The organism is Clostridium sp. AM29-11AC, assembly GCF_003480545.1.
Taxonomy (GTDB): Bacteria; Bacillota; Clostridia; order Lachnospirales; family Lachnospiraceae; genus Otoolea; species Otoolea saccharolyticum_A.
Map to the genome: position 1 here is coordinate 35,966 of NZ_QUJI01000006.1, position 17,848 is coordinate 53,813.

Annotated in this window: 23 protein-coding genes; 22 read left to right on the forward strand and 1 reads right to left on the reverse strand. The window is 56.3% G+C overall.

Annotated features, from left to right (window positions below):
* The first annotated feature begins 351 nt into the window (after window positions 1–351).
* The 19 genes from DW757_RS17360 to DW757_RS06500 all read left to right on the forward strand — a co-directional run bounded on the left by DW757_RS17360 (window position 352) and on the right by DW757_RS06500 (window position 15,074).
* Window positions 352–528, forward strand: coding sequence for a hypothetical protein (locus DW757_RS17360; RefSeq protein WP_015574152.1), 177 nt, complete (start codon window positions 352–354; stop codon window positions 526–528).
* Between the two features lie 186 nt (window positions 529–714).
* Window positions 715–2,136, forward strand: coding sequence for a ParB/RepB/Spo0J family partition protein (locus DW757_RS06410; protein WP_087154058.1), 1,422 nt, complete (start codon window positions 715–717; stop codon window positions 2,134–2,136).
* Window positions 2,137–2,186: 50 nt separating this feature from the next.
* A complete protein-coding gene (locus DW757_RS06415) occupies window positions 2,187–2,528 on the forward strand; it encodes a hypothetical protein (RefSeq protein ID WP_015574151.1) in 342 nt (113 codons plus the stop codon).
* Between the two features lies 1 nt (window position 2,529).
* Window positions 2,530–3,243, forward strand: coding sequence for an antirestriction protein ArdA (locus tag DW757_RS06420; RefSeq protein ID WP_015574150.1), 714 nt, complete (start codon window positions 2,530–2,532; stop codon window positions 3,241–3,243).
* Window positions 3,244–3,372: 129 nt separating this feature from the next.
* The gene (locus tag DW757_RS06425) at window positions 3,373–3,771 is read left to right on the forward strand and encodes a PcfB family protein (RefSeq protein ID WP_181966738.1); all 399 of its coding nucleotides are present in this window, start codon (window positions 3,373–3,375) and stop codon (window positions 3,769–3,771) included.
* Window positions 3,758–5,590, forward strand: coding sequence for a VirD4-like conjugal transfer protein, CD1115 family (locus DW757_RS06430; protein WP_015574149.1), 1,833 nt, complete (start codon window positions 3,758–3,760; stop codon window positions 5,588–5,590). The genes DW757_RS06425 and DW757_RS06430 overlap by 14 nt, the downstream gene beginning before the upstream one ends.
* Window positions 5,591–5,792: 202 nt before the next feature.
* Window positions 5,793–6,005, forward strand: coding sequence for a Maff2 family mobile element protein (locus tag DW757_RS06440; RefSeq protein ID WP_058722652.1), 213 nt, complete (start codon window positions 5,793–5,795; stop codon window positions 6,003–6,005).
* 11 nt (window positions 6,006–6,016) lie between these two features.
* Complete coding sequence (locus DW757_RS06445) at window positions 6,017–6,883, forward strand: VirB6/TrbL-like conjugal transfer protein, CD1112 family (RefSeq protein ID WP_015574146.1); 867 nt, start codon at window positions 6,017–6,019, stop codon at window positions 6,881–6,883.
* 200 nt (window positions 6,884–7,083) lie between these two features.
* Window positions 7,084–7,809, forward strand: coding sequence for a site-specific DNA-methyltransferase (locus DW757_RS06450; RefSeq protein WP_076918095.1), 726 nt, complete (start codon window positions 7,084–7,086; stop codon window positions 7,807–7,809).
* A 4-nt stretch (window positions 7,810–7,813) separates the two neighbouring features.
* Window positions 7,814–8,377: an MT-A70 family methyltransferase gene (locus DW757_RS06455; protein WP_076918096.1), complete on the forward strand. Its 564-nt coding sequence runs from the start codon at window positions 7,814–7,816 to the stop codon at window positions 8,375–8,377.
* 3 nt (window positions 8,378–8,380) lie between these two features.
* Window positions 8,381–8,734, forward strand: a complete 354-nt coding sequence (locus DW757_RS06460) for a PrgI family protein (RefSeq protein ID WP_015544973.1) — start codon at window positions 8,381–8,383, stop codon at window positions 8,732–8,734.
* Window positions 8,735–8,801: 67 nt separating this feature from the next.
* Window positions 8,802–11,069 (forward strand): VirB4-like conjugal transfer ATPase, CD1110 family, encoded by a 2,268-nt coding sequence (locus DW757_RS06465; RefSeq protein ID WP_341455966.1) that lies wholly within the window; start codon window positions 8,802–8,804, stop codon window positions 11,067–11,069.
* A complete protein-coding gene (locus DW757_RS06470; protein ID WP_015574144.1) occupies window positions 11,050–12,714 on the forward strand; it encodes a C40 family peptidase in 1,665 nt (554 codons plus the stop codon). Before DW757_RS06465 ends, DW757_RS06470 begins: the two co-directional genes overlap by 20 nt.
* Before the next feature lie 12 nt (window positions 12,715–12,726).
* Window positions 12,727–12,975, forward strand: coding sequence for a DUF4315 family protein (locus DW757_RS06475; RefSeq protein ID WP_015574143.1), 249 nt, complete (start codon window positions 12,727–12,729; stop codon window positions 12,973–12,975).
* A complete protein-coding gene (locus DW757_RS06480; RefSeq protein WP_015574142.1) occupies window positions 12,972–13,709 on the forward strand; it encodes a DUF4366 domain-containing protein in 738 nt (245 codons plus the stop codon). Before DW757_RS06475 ends, DW757_RS06480 begins: the two co-directional genes overlap by 4 nt.
* Window positions 13,706–14,059, forward strand: a complete 354-nt coding sequence (locus tag DW757_RS06485) for a cysteine-rich VLP domain-containing protein (RefSeq protein WP_015544972.1) — start codon at window positions 13,706–13,708, stop codon at window positions 14,057–14,059. The genes DW757_RS06480 and DW757_RS06485 overlap by 4 nt, the downstream gene beginning before the upstream one ends.
* Before the next feature lie 133 nt (window positions 14,060–14,192).
* Window positions 14,193–14,543: a hypothetical protein gene (locus tag DW757_RS06490; protein WP_022131682.1), complete on the forward strand. Its 351-nt coding sequence runs from the start codon at window positions 14,193–14,195 to the stop codon at window positions 14,541–14,543.
* A gap of 10 nt (window positions 14,544–14,553) precedes the next feature.
* Complete coding sequence (locus DW757_RS06495; RefSeq protein WP_015544971.1) at window positions 14,554–14,733, forward strand: DUF4316 domain-containing protein; 180 nt, start codon at window positions 14,554–14,556, stop codon at window positions 14,731–14,733.
* Window positions 14,734–14,768: 35 nt separating this feature from the next.
* The gene (locus tag DW757_RS06500) at window positions 14,769–15,074 is read left to right on the forward strand and encodes a plasmid mobilization relaxosome protein MobC (protein ID WP_347559970.1); all 306 of its coding nucleotides are present in this window, start codon (window positions 14,769–14,771) and stop codon (window positions 15,072–15,074) included.
* Window positions 15,075–15,114: 40 nt separating this feature from the next.
* Here the strand turns inward: DW757_RS06500 and DW757_RS06505 are convergent, their stop codons facing one another.
* Window positions 15,115–15,324, reverse strand: coding sequence for a helix-turn-helix transcriptional regulator (locus DW757_RS06505; protein WP_015544970.1), 210 nt, complete (start codon window positions 15,322–15,324; stop codon window positions 15,115–15,117).
* A 119-nt stretch (window positions 15,325–15,443) separates the two neighbouring features.
* On the opposite strand from DW757_RS06505, the gene DW757_RS06510 reads away from it, so the two are divergent.
* The 3 genes from DW757_RS06510 to DW757_RS06520 all read left to right on the forward strand — a co-directional run bounded on the left by DW757_RS06510 (window position 15,444) and on the right by DW757_RS06520 (window position 17,818).
* Window positions 15,444–15,905 (forward strand): SLOG family protein, encoded by a 462-nt coding sequence (locus tag DW757_RS06510; protein ID WP_015574141.1) that lies wholly within the window; start codon window positions 15,444–15,446, stop codon window positions 15,903–15,905.
* A 118-nt stretch (window positions 15,906–16,023) separates the two neighbouring features.
* Complete coding sequence (locus DW757_RS06515) at window positions 16,024–16,311, forward strand: CD1845 family protein (protein WP_015544968.1); 288 nt, start codon at window positions 16,024–16,026, stop codon at window positions 16,309–16,311.
* Between the two features lie 142 nt (window positions 16,312–16,453).
* The gene (locus tag DW757_RS06520) at window positions 16,454–17,818 is read left to right on the forward strand and encodes a relaxase/mobilization nuclease domain-containing protein (protein WP_071429069.1); all 1,365 of its coding nucleotides are present in this window, start codon (window positions 16,454–16,456) and stop codon (window positions 17,816–17,818) included.
* Window positions 17,819–17,848: the final 30 nt, after the last annotated feature.

Here is a 17,848-nt window from a genome sequence, read left to right on the forward strand (position 1 = left end):
GCACAGGTGTGGCTAAAAAAGAAAAAGCCCTGTAAATAAAGGAAAAATCCAACATTTACAAGGGTTTCACGAAAGTGGAGATAATGGGACTCGAACCCACGGCCTCTTGAATGCCATTCAAGCGCTCTCCCGGTTAGATCGGTTACATACCCCTCTAAATCGGGCCAATAGAGCGTTCAATACGCGGGACACCCCACCAAAAGCCGCAAAACCATCGGCGTTTTTCTTGAAATTCATTATAGCTGGGGCCAGACCGCATATCAATACTAAATTTGAAAACAAGCTCGATACCGCAATTCCCTTTTCGCATGGTATAATTTCCTTGTTCCATAGCGAAAGGGGGTGTTGAGTATGGAGAAAGAATATATAGCTGGTGAGCCGCAAAGATATGAGATCGGCAATCGCGTTTTTATCGTGGAGCCCCGTTATGATAAAAACGGTGAAAGTATGTCGGACATCCTGTTAAAGCTGATGATGGCCGATGTCGATGAAAAAATGTGGAACGAAGGCCACCGCGAAAAAATCTAATCTAAAATTAAATCCGAGTTGTCAAGCAAGGTATTTATTCTAAAACAATTTCATATTGAGCATTACGCCGCCCGAGTGAGACTATGGGCGGCGTTTTCATACACCACAACTTGAAAGGAGGAGTCCCTTATCTGCTGCCAGCCATCGGGCTGGCTTTTTTCATTTCAAGACAAAGGAGGTTTGACATTGGCAGACGATAAAAAGAATATCGGCCCCGAGGCAGAAACGACTGACACGGCCCCCGCGCAGGAGCAGCCTGCTCCCGGCAAGGCCGAGCCCGTTGTGGCAGATCCCGCCCCGGCTGAAAAGGCAGCTCCCGCAGAAAAGGCGGAGCCCACCGTCCCGGAGGCTCCCAGCCCTGCGGCTCCCGAGCCGCTCAAGCCCGACAAGGAGGCCAAGCAGACTGCCACCCCGGACAAGAGTGATCCTGCCCCTGCTCCCTCTGGCAAGGTGGTGGATTTCGCCGCCGCCCGTGAGGAGGCCGGAAAGGACAAGGCCCCGAAGGAAAAGGCTCCCAAGCAGAAAACCACGGAGTCGAAGGACAAAGCAGCGGCCAAGGCCAGCAAGGGCCGCCCGGCAAAGGCTGACAAGGCGGCCCCCGACAAGGCCAAGCCGCCCACGCGAGACAAAATGTCCCAAAGTAAGGCTGCCCCGGAAAATGCTGCACCCAATCCGCAGGAGGCTCCCGCCCCTGCCGCGCCGGAGCAGCCCGCCGCGCCCCGTGACGCTACCCGCGCAGAAAAAGAGGAAATTGTCTACCTCAATCTGTCCGAGCTGCGCCCGTTCAAAAACCATCCCTTTGGTGTCCGTGACGATGCCGAGATGCAGGGCCTTGTGGAGTCCGTCCGGGCAAGTGGTGTAAACCAGCCCGCGCTGGTGCGCCCCACCGAGGATGGCGGGTATGAGATCATCGCGGGCCACCGCCGCCAGAGGGCAAGCGAGCTGGCCGGGTTTGTGAATATGCCCTGTATTGTCCGTAACATGACCGATGACGAGGCCATCCTCGCTATGACGGATGACAACCTGCGCCACCGCGAAAAGATTTTGCCCACGGAAAAGGCACAGTCTTTGAAAATGCAGGTGGAGGCCATCAAGCACCAAGGCGCTCGTCCCGGTGAGGACGCACAGGAGGCGGGTAAACGCTCCACGCAGATCGTGGGTGATCGCAACGGCATGAACTACAAACAGGTACAGCGGTATATCCGCTTGACCGAGCTGGTGCCGGATTTGCAGAAAATGCTGGACGAAAAAAAGCTGGCATTTACCCCCGCCGTGGAGATTTCCTTTATCCGGCCCAAACATCAGAAGTATATCGCCGTGTCCATTGAGGGCCAGCAGTCCTCTCCGTCCCTATCCCAAGCCCAGCGGCTCCGCAAGCTGGATCAAGAGGGCAAGCTGAACGGCGATGTGATCGACGGCATTTTGATGGAAGAAAAGAAGGAGGTTGATAAGGTGATTATCAATAGCGCGGAACTGGAAAAGTATTTCGGCAAGGACAAGTCCCCCCGTCAGATGAAGGATCAGATCATGGCCCTGCTGGATGACTGGAAGGCCAAGCAGCCCCCCGAGCTGGGCAAGCCCGAAAAGAAAACGGATAAGAGCCTGTAACCTCGAGACAATTTGTCCCGAGGTTTTTTCATTGAATGGAGGTTTTAACAATGAAACGACCCCTCGCATATATCACCGCTGCGTGGTGCGGCAGCGATGCCGAAAACGCAAAACAGGCGGCGCAGTATTGCCGCAGCGTGTATGAGGCGGGCTTTTCGCCCATCTGCCCCACGCTGTTCCATCCCCTGTTCCTCAATGATGCCATTCCCGAGGAGCATAAAAGCGGGATCGACATGGCCCGTAATCTGCTCAAACGCTCTCATGTGCTGGTGGTGTGCGGCCATACCGTCACCGAGGCTATGAAGAACGATATTGCTGTTGCCCAGCGGCTGGGTATCACGGCAACCACGCTGGAGGGCATCTTGACGGTCAAGGGACAGGGCCGCCGCTGATATGGCGGCCCTGCTGGAAGCCTACATTACCAACCTCGGCAAATATGCCGAGGGGCAGCTTGTGGGCGAAACGCTGAAATTTCCCACCACGGCGGAGGAGGTACAGTCCCTCTTAAAGCGCATCGGCGTGGACGGCATACGGTATGAGGAGATTTTCATAACCAGCTTTGACGGCGATGTACTGGGGCTGCATGAGCACTTGGGCGAATATGAAAGCATTGACGAGCTCAACTATCTGGCCGCGCTGCTGTCGGAAATGGATCAGAGCGATATAGAAAAGTTTGAGGCGGTCATAGACGCTGGCGAATACACAGGTAGCGTAAAAGACTTAATCAACCTCACGCAAAATCTGGATTGCTTTGAGTTCTATTCCGGTGTCCGTAGTGACGAGGAGCTGGGCCGTATGTATGTGCTGGAGTTCGGCGGTGTGGAAGTCCCGGAACACCTCATTGATTATATCGACTATGAGGCATACGGGCGGGATGTGCGGATCAATGACGGCGGCCACTATGCCCCCGGTGGATATGTGGCCGACAACCGCAGCAGCTTTATAGAGCACTACACGGGCCGGGATGACATTCCCGACGAGCACCGCGTTTTCTCCATGCCCAAGCTGTCCATCCGGGAGCAGATGTCAGCTTTCAAGGAAATTATAGACCGTTCCTCGCTGGAGGGGGAACGGAAACGGCCCACGCTGGGCCATACGGAACGATAACCCCACCTTGGGACAACTTGTCCCGAGGTGAGAAAGGAGGCGGCATAGCTGATAGAAGAAGATATTTCCCGGCGTACTGTTGCAGTTTCCGTCCGGGCCAGTAAGCTGACGGCGCGGAGCCTTGCCTATGTGGTGGCCGCTGTGGGGCGCAAAATCGCCAAAGAACACCGCGCCCGGCAGATCCCTCACGGCAAACAGACGGTCAAGCAACTTATGCGGCATGGCGTGTCTACCAACAGTCTGGAGCTGTCCGGCGATACCAAAAGTTTTGACCGGGTGGCCCGGAAGTGGAATGTGGATTATGCCTTTTACAAGACAGGCCCGGACAAATACCTGTTGTTTTTCAAGGCGGGACAGGCTGATGCCATGACCGCCTGTTTCTCGGAGTATTCCAAAAAGGTGCTGAACAAGTCCAAGTCCAGGCGCATCCCCATCCGGGATCAGATCAAGCGGGCCGGAGATCAGCTCACCCGTGAAAAGCCCAAACAGCGGGAGCGTGTGAAGGAGGCGGCGCATGAAAACAGATAAGCTCCGAAAATTCCTCATTCCCAATATCCCGTATGTGTTCATCGGCTGGGCGTTCCTCAAATTGAGTACGGCCTATCGGCTGGCCGCTGGTGCGGGTTTCCTAACAAAAGTGATGGGGATCGGCCAGACTATCGGCCCGGCCTTTGCCGATTTCGCGCCGGGGCTAAACCCTGTTGACTGGCTGGTTGGTATCGTGGGAGCCGTGGCGTTCCGTCTGTTCATCCACATGAAAAGTAAAAAAGCCAAGAAGTTCCGGCGTGACGAGGAGTACGGCTCGGCCCGGTGGGGAAACGAAAAGGACATCAAGCCCTTTGTCGATCCCAAGTTTGAAAACAATGTCATTCTGACCGGGACGGAGTTTCTCACCATGAACACCCGGCCCAAGATCCCGGCCAACGCCCGAAACCTCAATACCTGTGTCATCGGATCGTCCGGCTCGGGCAAAACCCGCTTTTGGCTCACGCCCCAGCTTTTACAGGCCCATTCCTCTTTCGTGGTGGTAGACCCGAAGGGCGGCGTCCTGTCCCAAGTGGGCAGCTTTCTCCAAAAGCGGGGGTACAAAATCAAGGTATTCAACAGCATCGACTTCTCCAAGTCCATGCACTATAACCCGCTGGCGTATATCAAGAACGAGTCCGACATCCTAAAGTTCGTCAATGCCCTTATTTCCAACACCAAGGGCGAGGGCAAAGAGGGCGATCCGTTCTGGACGAAGGCCGAAACGCTCCTATACTGCGCCCTGCTGGGCTATATCATTTTCGAGGGCGCGGAGGAAGATCGCAATATGAATACGCTGGTGGACATGATCTCCGGCATGGAGGTCAAGGAGGATGACGAGGACTTTATGAACGCGGTGGACTATATGTTTGCCGGGTTGGAAAAGCGAAAGCCGGATTGCTTTGCTGTGAAGCAGTACAAAAAGTACAAGTTAAGCAGCGGCAAGACGGCCAAAAGCATTTTGATTTCCTGCGGTGCTCGTCTGGCTCCCTTTGACATCCCCCAGCTCCGGGAGATTATGAGCTACGATGAACTGGAACTTGACCGTATGGGTGACAGACGGACGGCAACATTTTTCTGCATCAGCGATACGGACAGCACCTACAATTTTTTGGTCGCTCTCGCTTTTTCGCAGATGTTCAATCTCCTGTGTGAACGGGCCGACAATGTGCATGGGGGCCGCTTGCCCCATCATGTGCGCGTCCTGTGGGACGAGGCGGCCAATACGGGCCAAGTGCCGGGGCTGGAAAAGCTGGTGGCCGTCATTCGTTCCCGCGAGGTGAGCCTTGTACTGCTCTATCAGCAGCTTGCTCAATGCAAGGCCATTTACGATAAAAATGCGGAAACGATCCTCGGCAACATGGACAGCGTGATATTCCTCGGTGGCCGCGAGGCCAGCACTATCAAGGAAATATCGGAAAACTGGCTGGGCAAGTCCACGATCTCCATGCAGACGGATGGCCGCACACGGGGCCAGTCCGAAAGTTACAGCCAAAACATCCAGCGGCTGGGCCGGGAGCTGATGACCCCCAGCGAGCTTGCCACAATGCCCGGTGATCGGTGCATCTTGCAGCTCCGGGGCCTGCCCCCGTTCTATTCCCGCAAATACGATCTGAAGCAACACCCCAACTACAAGTTTACGGCTGAGGCCGACAAGAAAAACGCCTTTAACCTCGACAGGCTGATAAACCGCCGCAGGCGGCCCGGCCCCAACGAGGCTTGTGAGGTGTACGAAGTGGATGTGCCCGCCGAGGCGCTCACAGAAGAGGACGAGGACATCCTCAACTATGACGACCTCGACGATCCAGACGCTTTTGTATAAAACCTTGGGCTTTTAGGGTTCCCGCAAAATCAGCGATTTTGTGGGAAGAGGAGGCGCAACGGAGCGTGCGGAGTTTGGGACATTTTGTCCCAAAGTAGCAAAGCGAAGTTTGTGCCGACGAGTCCCGAGGTACGGACGCTGCCGCCCTACACGGGGCGGCTTTTTTCATGGCCGGGTATAGCCCGGAGAAAAGGAGTAATATATGCAGTTTTTCGCTTCTGCCATCAACACTTTGCAGACCCTCGTTATTGCCCTCGGCGCTGGCCTTGGCGTGTGGGGCGTTGTCAACCTGCTGGAGGGCTACGGCTCCGATAACCCCGGCGCGAAGAGCCAGGGTATGAAGCAGCTCATGGCTGGCGGCGGCATCATCGTGCTCGGCACCACTCTGATCCCCCTGCTGTCCTCCCTGTTTTAAGGGTTTAGCTTATGGGATTTCTCACCGACTGGCTTACAGACTGGATAAAAGGGCTGCTGATTGAGGGTATCATGGGCAACCTCACGGGCCTTTTTGATACGGTCAATACCCGTGTCGGAGAGATTGCGGTGCAAGTAGGGACGACCCCGGCGGCTTGGAACGCCGGGGTCTTTTCCCTCATACGGCAGCTTTCTGAAACGGTGATACTGCCGATTGCCGGTCTGATTTTAACCTTTGTTGCCACCTATGAGCTGATCCAGCTCATTATCGAAAAGAACAACCTACACGATCTGGACTACTGGATTTTCTTCAAGTGGATTTTCAAAACGGCGGCGGCTATTCTCATTCTCTCCAATACATTCAATATCGTCATGGCGGTATTTGATATGTCCCAGAGCGTGATTGCCAACGCCGCAGGGCTGGTGCGCGGCTCCACCGACATCAGCGCGTCCATGCTGGATAATCTGGAGGCTACCTTGGAGGCGATGGAAGTCGGCCCCCTGCTGGGTCTGTGGCTCCAGTCGTTCCTCATTCACATTACCATGCTTGCGCTGAACATTATTATTTTCGTCATCGTCTATGGGCGCATGATTGAAATATATCTGCTCACCAGCTTGGCCCCCATACCCGTGGCTACGCTCTCCAACCGTGAAATTGGCAGTATGGGCCAGAACTATATCAAGTCCCTGTTTGCTGTCGGTTTCCAAGGTCTGCTGATCCTTGTGTGCGTGGCCATCTATGCGGTGCTGGTACAGGGTATTGCCACTAGCGGCGATCCCATCGGGGCGATCTGGAGCTGCATCGGCTATACGGTGCTGCTGTGCTTCACCCTGTTCAAAACTGGCTCGGTGGCAAAGAGCATATTCGGCGCGCATTAAGAAAGGACAACGCCATGAACAAAACCACTTTGGAAAACAAGGGGTACCCCGCAAAGTCGGCAGACTTTGTGGGGAGAGGAGGCGCAACGGAGCGGGCGGATTTCGGGACAAATTGTCCCGAAGTAGCAGAGCGGAGTTTGTGCCGACGAGTCCCAAAGGCCCCGGATGGCCGGGTGTTGGAGCCCAGCGGCCTGTTCCTTATGGACGGGATCGAGGGCTTGCGCTCCTTGCCCCGTCATTCGGTGGATATGCTTTTGACCGATCCCCCATACGGCACGACCCGGAACTATTGGGATGTGCCGCTGCCGCTGATCGAGTTTTGGGAGGCGGTGCGCTGGGCGGTCAAGCCGGACGGCGCGGTGCTGCTGTTTTCCCAATGCCCCTATGATAAGGTGCTGGGGGCATCCAACCTTGCCATGCTCCGCTATGAGTGGATATGGTACAAAGAGCGCGGAACAGGCTTTCTCAATGCCAACCGCGCCCCGCTGAAAAAGTCCGAGAACATTTTGGTGTTCTACCAAAAGCCCCCGGTATATAATCCGCAGTTCACCTATGGGGAGCCGTACCGCAAAACCCATGCCCGAAGCGGGAGCAGTCCCAACTATGGCAAGTTTGAACGGGTCGGCACCGAGTCCAGCGATGGGCGACGCTATCCCAGCAACGTCCTTTTTGTGCCTACGGTGTCGCACACGATCCACCCCACACAAAAGCCTGTGGAGCTGTGCGAGTACCTCATTCAGACCTATACCAACGAGGGCGAGGTGGTGGCTGACATCTGCGCCGGCTCCGGCACAACTGCCGTTGCCGCGCTGAACACAGGCCGCCGCTTCATCTGCTTTGAAAATGCCCCCGTGTTCTACGGCCCCGCCGTGGAACGCATTGAACAGGCGCGGCTGGCCGTGGCCGGGGGCGGGAAAGGAGTGTGACAATATCGGAGGATATTCCATCATCTATGCCGATCCCCCTTGGCAGTACCAGCGGAGCAAGGTACAGGGGGCGGCTGAAAACCATTACCCCACCATGAGCATAGACGAGTTATGTGCGCTGCCTGTGGCCGAGATTGCGGCCCCGGACAGCGCACTTTTCATGTGGGCAACATTCCCGCAGCTCCCGGAGGCCCTGCGGCTCATTAAGGCGTGGGGCTTCAACTATAAATCCGTGGCCTTTGTGTGGCTGAAAAAGAACAAGAAGGCCGATAGCTGGTTTTATGGGCTGGGTTTCTGGACGCGGGGCAACGCGGAGATCTGTCTGCTTGCCACACGGGGCCACCCCAAACGGCAGGCCGCCGATGTCCACCAGTTTATCATTTCTCCCATCGAGGCCCATAGCAAAAAGCCGGACGAAACGAGGGACAAAATTATTTCCCTCATGGGCGATCTGCCCCGTGTGGAGCTGTTCGCCCGTCAGACCCCGCCCGGCTGGGATGTATGGGGCAACGAGGTGGAGCCGACAATCCGGGACTTCGGGACAATTTGTCCCAAGGAAGGAGTGTGACGGATGCCCTATGTAAATGTCCCCAACGACCTATCCAAAATCAAAACGAAAATCGCCTTTAACCTCACCAAACGCCAGCTTGTCTGTTTCGGCATCGGCGCGGCGGTGGGCGTCCCGGCCTATCTGCTCTCCCGTGGTGCCATCGGCAACACCGGGGCGCTGTTCGTCATGCTGGTGATCATGCTCCCGGCCTTTATGATGGCCATGTATGAAAAAGACGGGCTGCCCTTTGAAAAGGTGCTGCGAAACATCCTCAACACCCGGTTTCTGCGGCCCGGTGTGAGGCCCTACAAGACGCAGAACATCTATGCGTCATTCACAGGAAAGGAGGAGCCTATTGCAGAAAACAAAAAGTAAAAGCAAGCCAAAGGCAAGTAAGCGCCGGGCCGTGGTGTCTGCCCAGCAGACGATCCCCTATGTGGCGATGCACCCGGACGGCATCTGTCAGCTCCCCGGCGGGCTTTACACGAAAACGGTGGAATATGAGGACATCAATTATGCCGTTGCGTCCACCGAGGATCAGACTGCTATCTTTGGCGGCTGGAGCTCATTCCTCAATTACTTTGACAGTTCCTTGCCGTTCCAGCTTTCTTTCGTCAATCGGCGTTCCCGGTCTACCCACCGTTACAAGGTGAATATCCCGGCCCAGCAGGATGCGTTCAACAGCATCCGGGGCGAGTTCGTGGATATGCTCAAAGGCCAGATTGCCAAAAGCAACAACGGCATTGAACGCTCCAAATACATCACCTTTGGTCTGCCCGCTGGCAGCGTGGCCGAGGCCCGGCCCCGTCTGGATCGTGTAGAGGCCGATGTGATGGGCAACTTCAAGCGGCTGGGGGTACAGTCCCGGCCCCTCGATGGCCGGGATCGGCTGGCCGCCTTGCATGGGCAGCTCCACCCCGGCAGTCGGGAGCCTTTCCGATTTGCGTGGAAGGATATTCCCAGAACTGGCATGGGTACGAAAGACTTTATTGCCCCGGACAGCTTCGACTTCCGGCAGAGCCGTACATTCCGGGTGGGCCAGTCTTGGGGAGCTGCGTCCTACTTGCAGATTTTGGCGTCGGAAATGTCGGATAAGCTGCTGGCTGAAATCTTGGAGCTGGATGCCGAGCTGACGGTGACGCTCCATGTTCAGACGGTGGATCAGCTCAAGGCCATTAAAACCATCAAGGGTAAAATCTCCGATATTGGACGCATGAAGGCCGAGGAACAGAAAAAGGCTGTCCGGGCCGGGTACGATATGGAGATTTTGCCCCCCGACCTCATTACCTTTTCCAAGGATGCGGCAGAGCTGCTGGCCGATCTGCAATCCCGCAACGAGCGAATGTTCCTTTTGACCTTTACCGTCATCAACCTTGCGCCCAGCCGCCAGCGTTTGGAAAACGATGTATTTACCGTGTCCGGCATCGCGCAGAAATACAACTGCGCTCTGAAAAGACTGGACTGGCAGCAGGAGCAGGGTTTCCTGTCCTCGCTGGTGCTGGGGTACAACGGCATTGAGATCCAGCGCGGTATGACAACCAGCTCCACGGCGATCTTTATTCCCTTTATGACCCGTGAGCTGCGTATGGACGGACAGGCCCTGTACTACGGCATGAACGCCCTTTCCCATAATGTCATCATGGCTGACCGCAAAAAGCTGAAATCGGCCAACGGAATGTACCTCGGCTCCACGGGATCGGGCAAGTCCTTTGCGGCAAAAAGAGAGTTGATCAATGTGTTCCTTGCCACCAGCGACAGGATCGTGGTGGTAGACCCGATGGGCGAATATGCCCCGCTGGTGAGGCGGCTGGGTGGACAGGTCATCGAGATCGCCCCGGACAGCCCCAACCATATCAATCCTATGGACATCCAGCTATCCACCAATGACGAGGACAGCCCCCTGTCCATGAAGGCCGACTTCCTGTTGTCCCTGTGCGAGTTGATCGTGGGCGGCAAGGAGGGCTTGCAGCCCATCGAAAAGACGGTCATTGACCGCTGTGTGCGGCTGGTCTACCGGGAGCTGGCGCTGGGGATCGGTAGCGGGGATATGCCGCTGCTGCAGGACTTGTATGAGGAACTGCTGAAACAGCCGGAGCCGGAGGCCCGGCGTGTGGCAACGGCGCTGGAGCTCTACTGCACAGGCTCCCTCAACCTGTTCAACCACCCCACCAATGTCCAGACGGATGCCCGTGTGGTGTGCATCGTTCTGAAAGGCATGGGCGAAAACCTCCGCAAGATCGCCATGCACATTACAAACGAGTTTGTCACATCGGCTGTCAACACCAACCATGCCGAGGGCCTTGCTACTTGGTGCTACTTTGATGAGTTCCATATTCTGCTCCGCGATCCGCTGACGGCCAGCTACTTTGTGGCCGTGTGGAAGATGCTCCGTAAAAAGGGCTGCGTCCCCTCGGCGCTGACGCAGAATGTGAAGGACTTGCTGGCAAGCCGGGAAATCGAGGCCATTCTGGATAACACCGACTTTATGATCCTGCTGTCACAGGCCCAAAGTGACCGGGCGATCCTCGCAAAGCAGCTCGGCATTTCCGAGCATCAGCTCTCCTATATCACCCATAGCAATTCCGGCGAGGGTTTGCTGTTCTACGGCTCCGTGACCATCCCGTTTGTGGATCGTTTCCCCAAGGGTGAGATTTACAATCTGCTGACCACCCGCCCGGAGGATATGGCCCATGAGCGAAAGGACGAATAAGGGCGGGGCCACTTCGGGACAAAAAGTCCCAAAGTCCCCCAAAAGCAAGTTTAGAGCCAAAAGCCAGCAGGAGCAAACCGCCGAGTCCAAGCTGCGTATGGAAAAGCGCGGCGAACAACTGGATAAGGCCAAGAAAAAGCTGGCAAAGCAGAAACCGCCGAAAAAGTCCGGCCCCGTGAAAAAGGCGGGCCGGGCGGCGGGTGCAACCGTTCATGGGTATGTGCATGGCAAGCTATATGAGGTAGAGCATGAGAATGTCGGCACCGAAAGCGCCCACCGATCCGAGCTGGTCGGTGAGGCCGCCCTGCGCTCCACATCCCGGTATGTAAAAAAGCAAATCCGGGAGCACCCGGCCAAAGCGGTGCAAAAGGCCGAGTCCAGGCACATCAAGGCTACGGCGGATTATCAGTACCGGGCCACGGTGGAGGCCCACCCGGAAATGCAAAAGGGCGGCGCGGTGTCCCGGTATATCCAAAAGCAGAAAATCAAGCGGCAATACGCAAAGCAAGCGCGGGAGGCTGCAAAGCAGACGGCCAAGGCCGCAGAGAAAACGGCGGTCACAACGGAAAAGCTGGCGGCCCGGGCCGTGGCCTTTGTCAAGCGGCATCCTGTGGGGGTGTTGCTGTTCCTTGCCTGTTTTCTGCTGCTGGTGCTCATGCAGTCGTGTATGTCCTCTGCGGTGACGATTGGCAACGGCGTGGTGGGGGCCATCGGCGCGTCCACCTATGCCGCCGAGGATGCCGATCTGCGCGGGGCCGAGGCCGCCTACTGCGGGCTGGAGGCCGAGCTGCAAGACTATCTGGACAGCTACGAAAGCACTCACGATTATGACGAATACCACTTTGAGCTGGATGACATTGAACACGATCCCTATGTGCTGCTGTCTATTATCAGCGCCATACACGAAGGGGCGTGGACGGTGGACGAGGTACAGGGAACGCTGCAAATGCTCTTTGAAAAGCAGTACATTCTGACGGAAACGGTGGTGACGGAGCGCCGCTACTACCTCGAAACGGACACATGGACGGACGAAGAGGGCAACACCCATACCGACACATACCGGGTCTATTACGATTACTACATTTGCACCGTGACGCTGGAAAACTTCAACCTGTCCCATCTGCCCATCTACATTATGGGCGAGGATCAGCTCTCCCGGTACGCCCTGTATATGTCGGCGCTGGGCAACCGTCCAGACCTGTTTCCATCGTCCCCCTATGTGGCAAAGTACACCGCCGATCCCGTGGAGCATGAGATCCCGGAGGCGTATTTGGCCGACGAAACCTTTGCCGCCATTTTGGAGGAGGCCGAGAAATATATCGGCTATCCCTATGTATGGGGTGGGTACAAGCCCAGCACATCCTTTGATTGCTCCGGCTTCGTGTCCTATGTCTACAATCAATGCGGCTGGGACTTTGGGCGGTTGGGGGCGCAGGGGCTGTATAACATCAGCCGCCGCACCAGCTCACCCCGCCCCGGCGATCTGGTGTTCTTCACCGGGACTTATGATACCCCCGGCGTTTCCCATGTGGGTATCTATGTGGGCGATGGCTGGATGCTCCATTGTGGCGATCCCATCGGGTATGCCAATCTCAACACAAGCTACTGGCAGTCTCATTTCTACGCCTACGGGCGGTTATCGTGAAGGAGGTTATCTATGGCAACTACGAAAAGCGCGAAAATCGAAGCCGAGATCGAAAAGGTCAAGGCCAAAATCGCGGAACAGCAGACCAAACTGAAAGAACTGGAACAGCGCAAGGTGGAGGCTGAAAACAGCGAGATCGTGGACATCGTGCGCGGCATGAGCATCCCTCTCGCGGAGCTGCCGCTGGTGCTCCAGCAGCTCCGGGCCGGGAAAACCTTGGGACAAAATGTCCCGAAGTCCGAGGAGGTGGCTGCGGAATGAAAAAGCTGCGTGTTCTTTTACTGACGCTCTGCGTGGCCGTGTTCATGTGCGGCTTTACCGTGACGGCCCATGCCGGGGGCGGTGACGAGTACATCGAGCCTACCGACCAGTGGGAAGGGCTGGAGGAGCCTACCCCCACCACCGAGCCGGGGGTAGGCTTTTCTGACGAGGGCAACCTTGTCACCCGCGATCTGCTCTATGACGAGCACACCAACAAGCAGTTTATCACCGTCCAGACCAGCGGCGGCAATACATTCTATATCGTCATTGACTACGATAAGCCCGTGGACGAGGACGGCGAACAGTACGAAACATACTTTTTCAGCATTGTGGACGAGGCCGATCTGCTGGCTGCTATGGAAGCCGCCGGGATGGAAGTCCCCGCCTGTGCCTGTACGGATAAGTGCATGGCCGGGGCCATCAACACCGATTGCCCCGTATGCGCCACCAACATGACCGAGTGCGTGGGCGTGGAGCCCGAGCCGGTGGAGGACACCGAGCCTGTGGACGATCCCGAGCCGGAGCAGCCCGAGGACACAGACGGCAATATGGGTACGATCCTGCTCATTTTGGCGATTGCCGCCGTGGGCGGCGGTGCTGGCTGGTATTTCAAGGTTTACCGCCCCAAGCAGCAGCGGGCCACAGAAGCGGTTGAGGAGGACTACGGGGACGAGCTGGATGCCTTTGACGATCTCGAGGACGATACGCCCCCTTGGGACGAGGACGAGGTATGAGCCGGGAACTGACCCGCGAGGAAAAGAGGGCGATCCGCAAGCTGGTGTTTTCCCTGTGTGCGAACTATGATCGGGAGTATGGGTGCTTACCGCTGGACGGCCCCTGTTATATGCTGGGGAAATGCTGGACGGGAGCCTACTGCCGCTACTTCCGGGATGCCGTTCTGCCCAATGATCCGGTGCTGGAGGCGGCGCTGACCGCCGAAGGCCCGGTCCCGGAAACGCGGCCCTGCCCGATCTGTGGGCGACCTTTCCTCCCGGATGGCCGGACACGGTATTGCTCTGCGGCCTGTTCCGCTACTGCCCTGCGAAAACAGAAGCGGGATTATATGCGTAAAACAAGGCGCTGACCCGTGGAAAATTAGGCCCGAAAAAACCGCCTGTATCAAGGCTTTTCGGGGCCGCTTGTGGGGTGGGGTGTATCATTTCATACCCCACCCCTGTTTTCGCAAAATACTTTCCACTTTTTGAAGGAGGTGTACCGTGGAGAAAAACGCCGGATATGTGATCCGCGAGTCCGTTCTCTTTGACAACAAACGGGGATTTGCCATCGCGGAGCATGGAAACCCCAAAGTCCCGGCTCCCTTTGTCACATGGCAGTTTGCCGAAGAGAACGGGCGGCGGGATTATTATTGGGGCCATTACCACGCAGACGAGGCATCGGCTCAAAAGGATTTCAAGGATCGAGCCGCCGACTACAAGCGGATGTATAAGGTGCAGGAGGTCAAGCCCCGCACGATTGCCCAGCAGATGAAAGAGGCCGCAAAGCTGGCCGAGGCTGACCGGGGCCGCGCTGCCCCGAAAAAGACTACCCCCGACAGGGGCGACAGATAGGAGGATCGCTATGCCCGAAAAGTATGACCCGCTGAAAAGCGCGGAACTCACCACCGAGCAGAACTATAATATGATCGACGGTATTCTGAACAACGGCCCGGCCCCGGTGCTCCCGCCCGAGGAAAAGCCGCTGGATAAGGTGCGGGAGATCCCGCCCAAACGCCGCAGCAGGGAGCGCGAGGAGCGTTGACGAAAAAGCGCCGTCGCTGCGTCCATCTCAATGTCATGGTAACGCCCGAGGAGCAGGAGCTGATCTATGAGCGCATGGCCGAGGCGGGTATTCAAAATATGGGAGCATATATGCGGAAAATGGCCCTCAATGGGTATGTGCTCCATGTTGATCTTGCGGATGTGCGGGAGCTGGTGTCCTTGCAGCGGCGGTGTGCAAACAACCTCAACCAAGTGGCGATCCATGCCAATACCTACGGCATCTACCCCTCGGAGATCGCTGCGCTGCAAAAGGACTATGCAGACCTGTGGGGGCCGCTGTCCGTTCTGATTAAAAAGCTGTCGGAGGTGGTGGAGCTATAACAAAACGCGGGGAGCACAGGTTTATACCTTGCTCCCCGCATTATTCTGTTTCATCGGGCAAATATGCGATTATGTCGTCAAGCTCACAATCAAGTATTCTGCAAAGGGCATCCAGCGTGTTGGTAGAAACGGATTCATTCGCTTTCAGCCTACGCACCGTGGAGCTACTGATCTCCCCTTTGACCTGCAAAGTGTATGTGGTTGCATTTTTGCGCTTCATAGTTTCCCACAATGGGGCGTATGAGATCATCCGGCCTACCTCCTTTCACGCTTGCTTATATAAACATTATTGCCTATAATTGACCTAAAGCGTGATAGGCAATATTGCCCATACCAAGGCGGGGCAATTTCAGAAAAGAGGTTTGGATAATGGGAGAGAAAACTTGTTGTGTAACAGGCCATCGTGATGTGCCAGTCGGCAAGGAGCAGTATGTGGAAGAAGCACTACGGAAAGAAGTGCTGGCTGCGATTGCAGCGGGATATACCCGTTTTATCTCCGGGTTTGCCGATGGTGTTGATCTCACTTTTGCCGCCATAGTTGCAGCGGAAAAGAAACAAAATAGCTGTTTGCAGTTGGAGGCCGCGCTCCCATATCGAAACCGTATCAATGCTAAATCTCCCTTGTTTCAAGAATTGCTTGCTTGTTGTGATCGCGTGTATGTTCAGTCTGAAAAATCCAATCGCCAATGCTACCATGAACGCAACCGCTACATGGTACTTTCCTCGGATCGGGTAATTGCCGTTTATGACGGGAGATCCACGGGCGGCACTTTTTACACCATTCGTTTTGCACAGGCAAACGAAAAGGAAATTCGCATCATTGAGATATAATCCTTGGGACATTTTGTCCCAAAGTAGCCCGGCCATCGACATCCTTGTTTGCTTATATGGGCGGAGTTATAATATTGGTAGGAGGAAACCCATCAACTTTTACAGGAGGTAGCCGCTTATGATCGTTCTGAAAATCCTTGCCGCCCCCTTTGTGGTGGTGCTCACCGTTCTGGCCGCCGTGGTGTCTTTTCTGTTCTGTATGGCAACTGCGGTTTTCGTTGTGGCCTGTGTGGTGCTGACCCTGCTTGCCGTGGCCCTGTTCATCAGCGGCCAGACGCTGGGCGGGATCGTGTTCCTTGTCCTTGCGTTTCTGATCTCTCCCTATGGCATCCCGGCCATCGCGGAGTGGCTGGTGGATAAGCTGCACAATCTCAACTTTGCTCTGCGGGGCTTCATCACAGGCTGATACTTCGGGACAATTTGTCCCAAGGTAGCATGACGGCGGCTGAACACAGCCGCCGTTTTTCTTACAGGAAGGAGGGCTGCCTACGGCAACGACCTATCTCAAAAAGCACAAAATCAGCAAGGGAGAAACTATCGCGCAATCGCTGAAGGATCGGTTTGAATACGGACAAAACCCGGATAAGACGCAGGGTGGCGAGTTGATTTCTTCCTATGCCTGCGACCACATGACCGCCGATGCGGAGTTCCTGTTAAGCAAGGCAAAGTACCGGGCTGTCACGGGCCGGGAGCAGCGCCGGGATGCCGATGTGCTGTGCTATCAGATCCGGCAGGCGTTCAAGCCCGGAGAGATTACCCCGGAGGAGGCCAATCGCATCGGCTACGAAACGGCGATGCGCTGGACGAAGGGCAAGTACGCCTTTTTCGTTGCCACCCACACAGACCGCCAGCATATCCATAACCATATTTACTACAATTCTACTTCGCTGGATTGTACCCGGAAGTTCCGGGATTTCATCGGCTCGGCCCGCGCTGTGCGGCGGCTCTCGGATCGGGTGTGTCTGGAAAATGACCTGTCCGTGATCCTCAATCCCAAGCTACATAGCAAGGGCCGCTTTCTTCACTATGGGGCATGGCTGGGAGCCGAGCGCCAGCCCTCTTATAAAGAAAGGCTGCGCCTTGCCATCAACGATGCTCTCGCAAAAGGCCCCGCCGATTTTGCCGACTTTCTGCGGCTCATGGCGGAGTCCGGGTATGCGGTCAAGCATGGGCGCGGCGGTGTGATCTCGTTCCTTGTTCCCGGACAGGAACGGGCAACGCGGCTCCGGGCATCCACCCTTGGGGAAGGTTACGATCCCGAGAACATTCGAGCCGTGATTGCCGGGAAACGACCCGTCCCGCATATCCACGATGCGGCGGCTCCCACGCCCAGGCGTGTCAATCTCATTGTGGATATACAGGAGCGTCTGCGCTCCGGCAAAGGCCCGGCCTATGAACGGTGGGCCAAGGTGTATAACCTCAAACAGATGGCAGCAGCCCTCATGTTTTTGCAGGAGCACCAGCTCACCGAGTATGACCAGCTCGCTGCGCAAGCTGACGGAACGGCCCAGCGGTTTCATGCGCTGGCCGGGGAACTGCGTCAGACCGAGGCTGACCTCGCCAAAACCTCCGCGCTGATGGAGGCTGTGGTGCAGTACGCCAAGTCCCGGCCTGTGTTCGAGGGGTACAAGGCGGCCCGGTACAGCAAGAAATATCTGGCCGAGCATGGCCCGGAGCTGGCCGACTACCGGGCAGCGAAGGCGGCACTCAATGAGCTGCTGGACGGTGAAAAGCTCCCGAAGATGGACGCGCTAAAAGAAAAACGCCGCAAACTTGCAGCGCGAAAAAAAGCCCTCTATGCCGAGTACCGGGCGGCCCAGCAGGAAATGCGGGAGGCCGTGGCGGTCAAGGCGAATATCGATCATCTGCTCGGCCTGTCGGACGAGCGCAAAAATAAGGAACAGGAGCGATAAGCAACGGTGACGCAGACAACAGACTTCGGG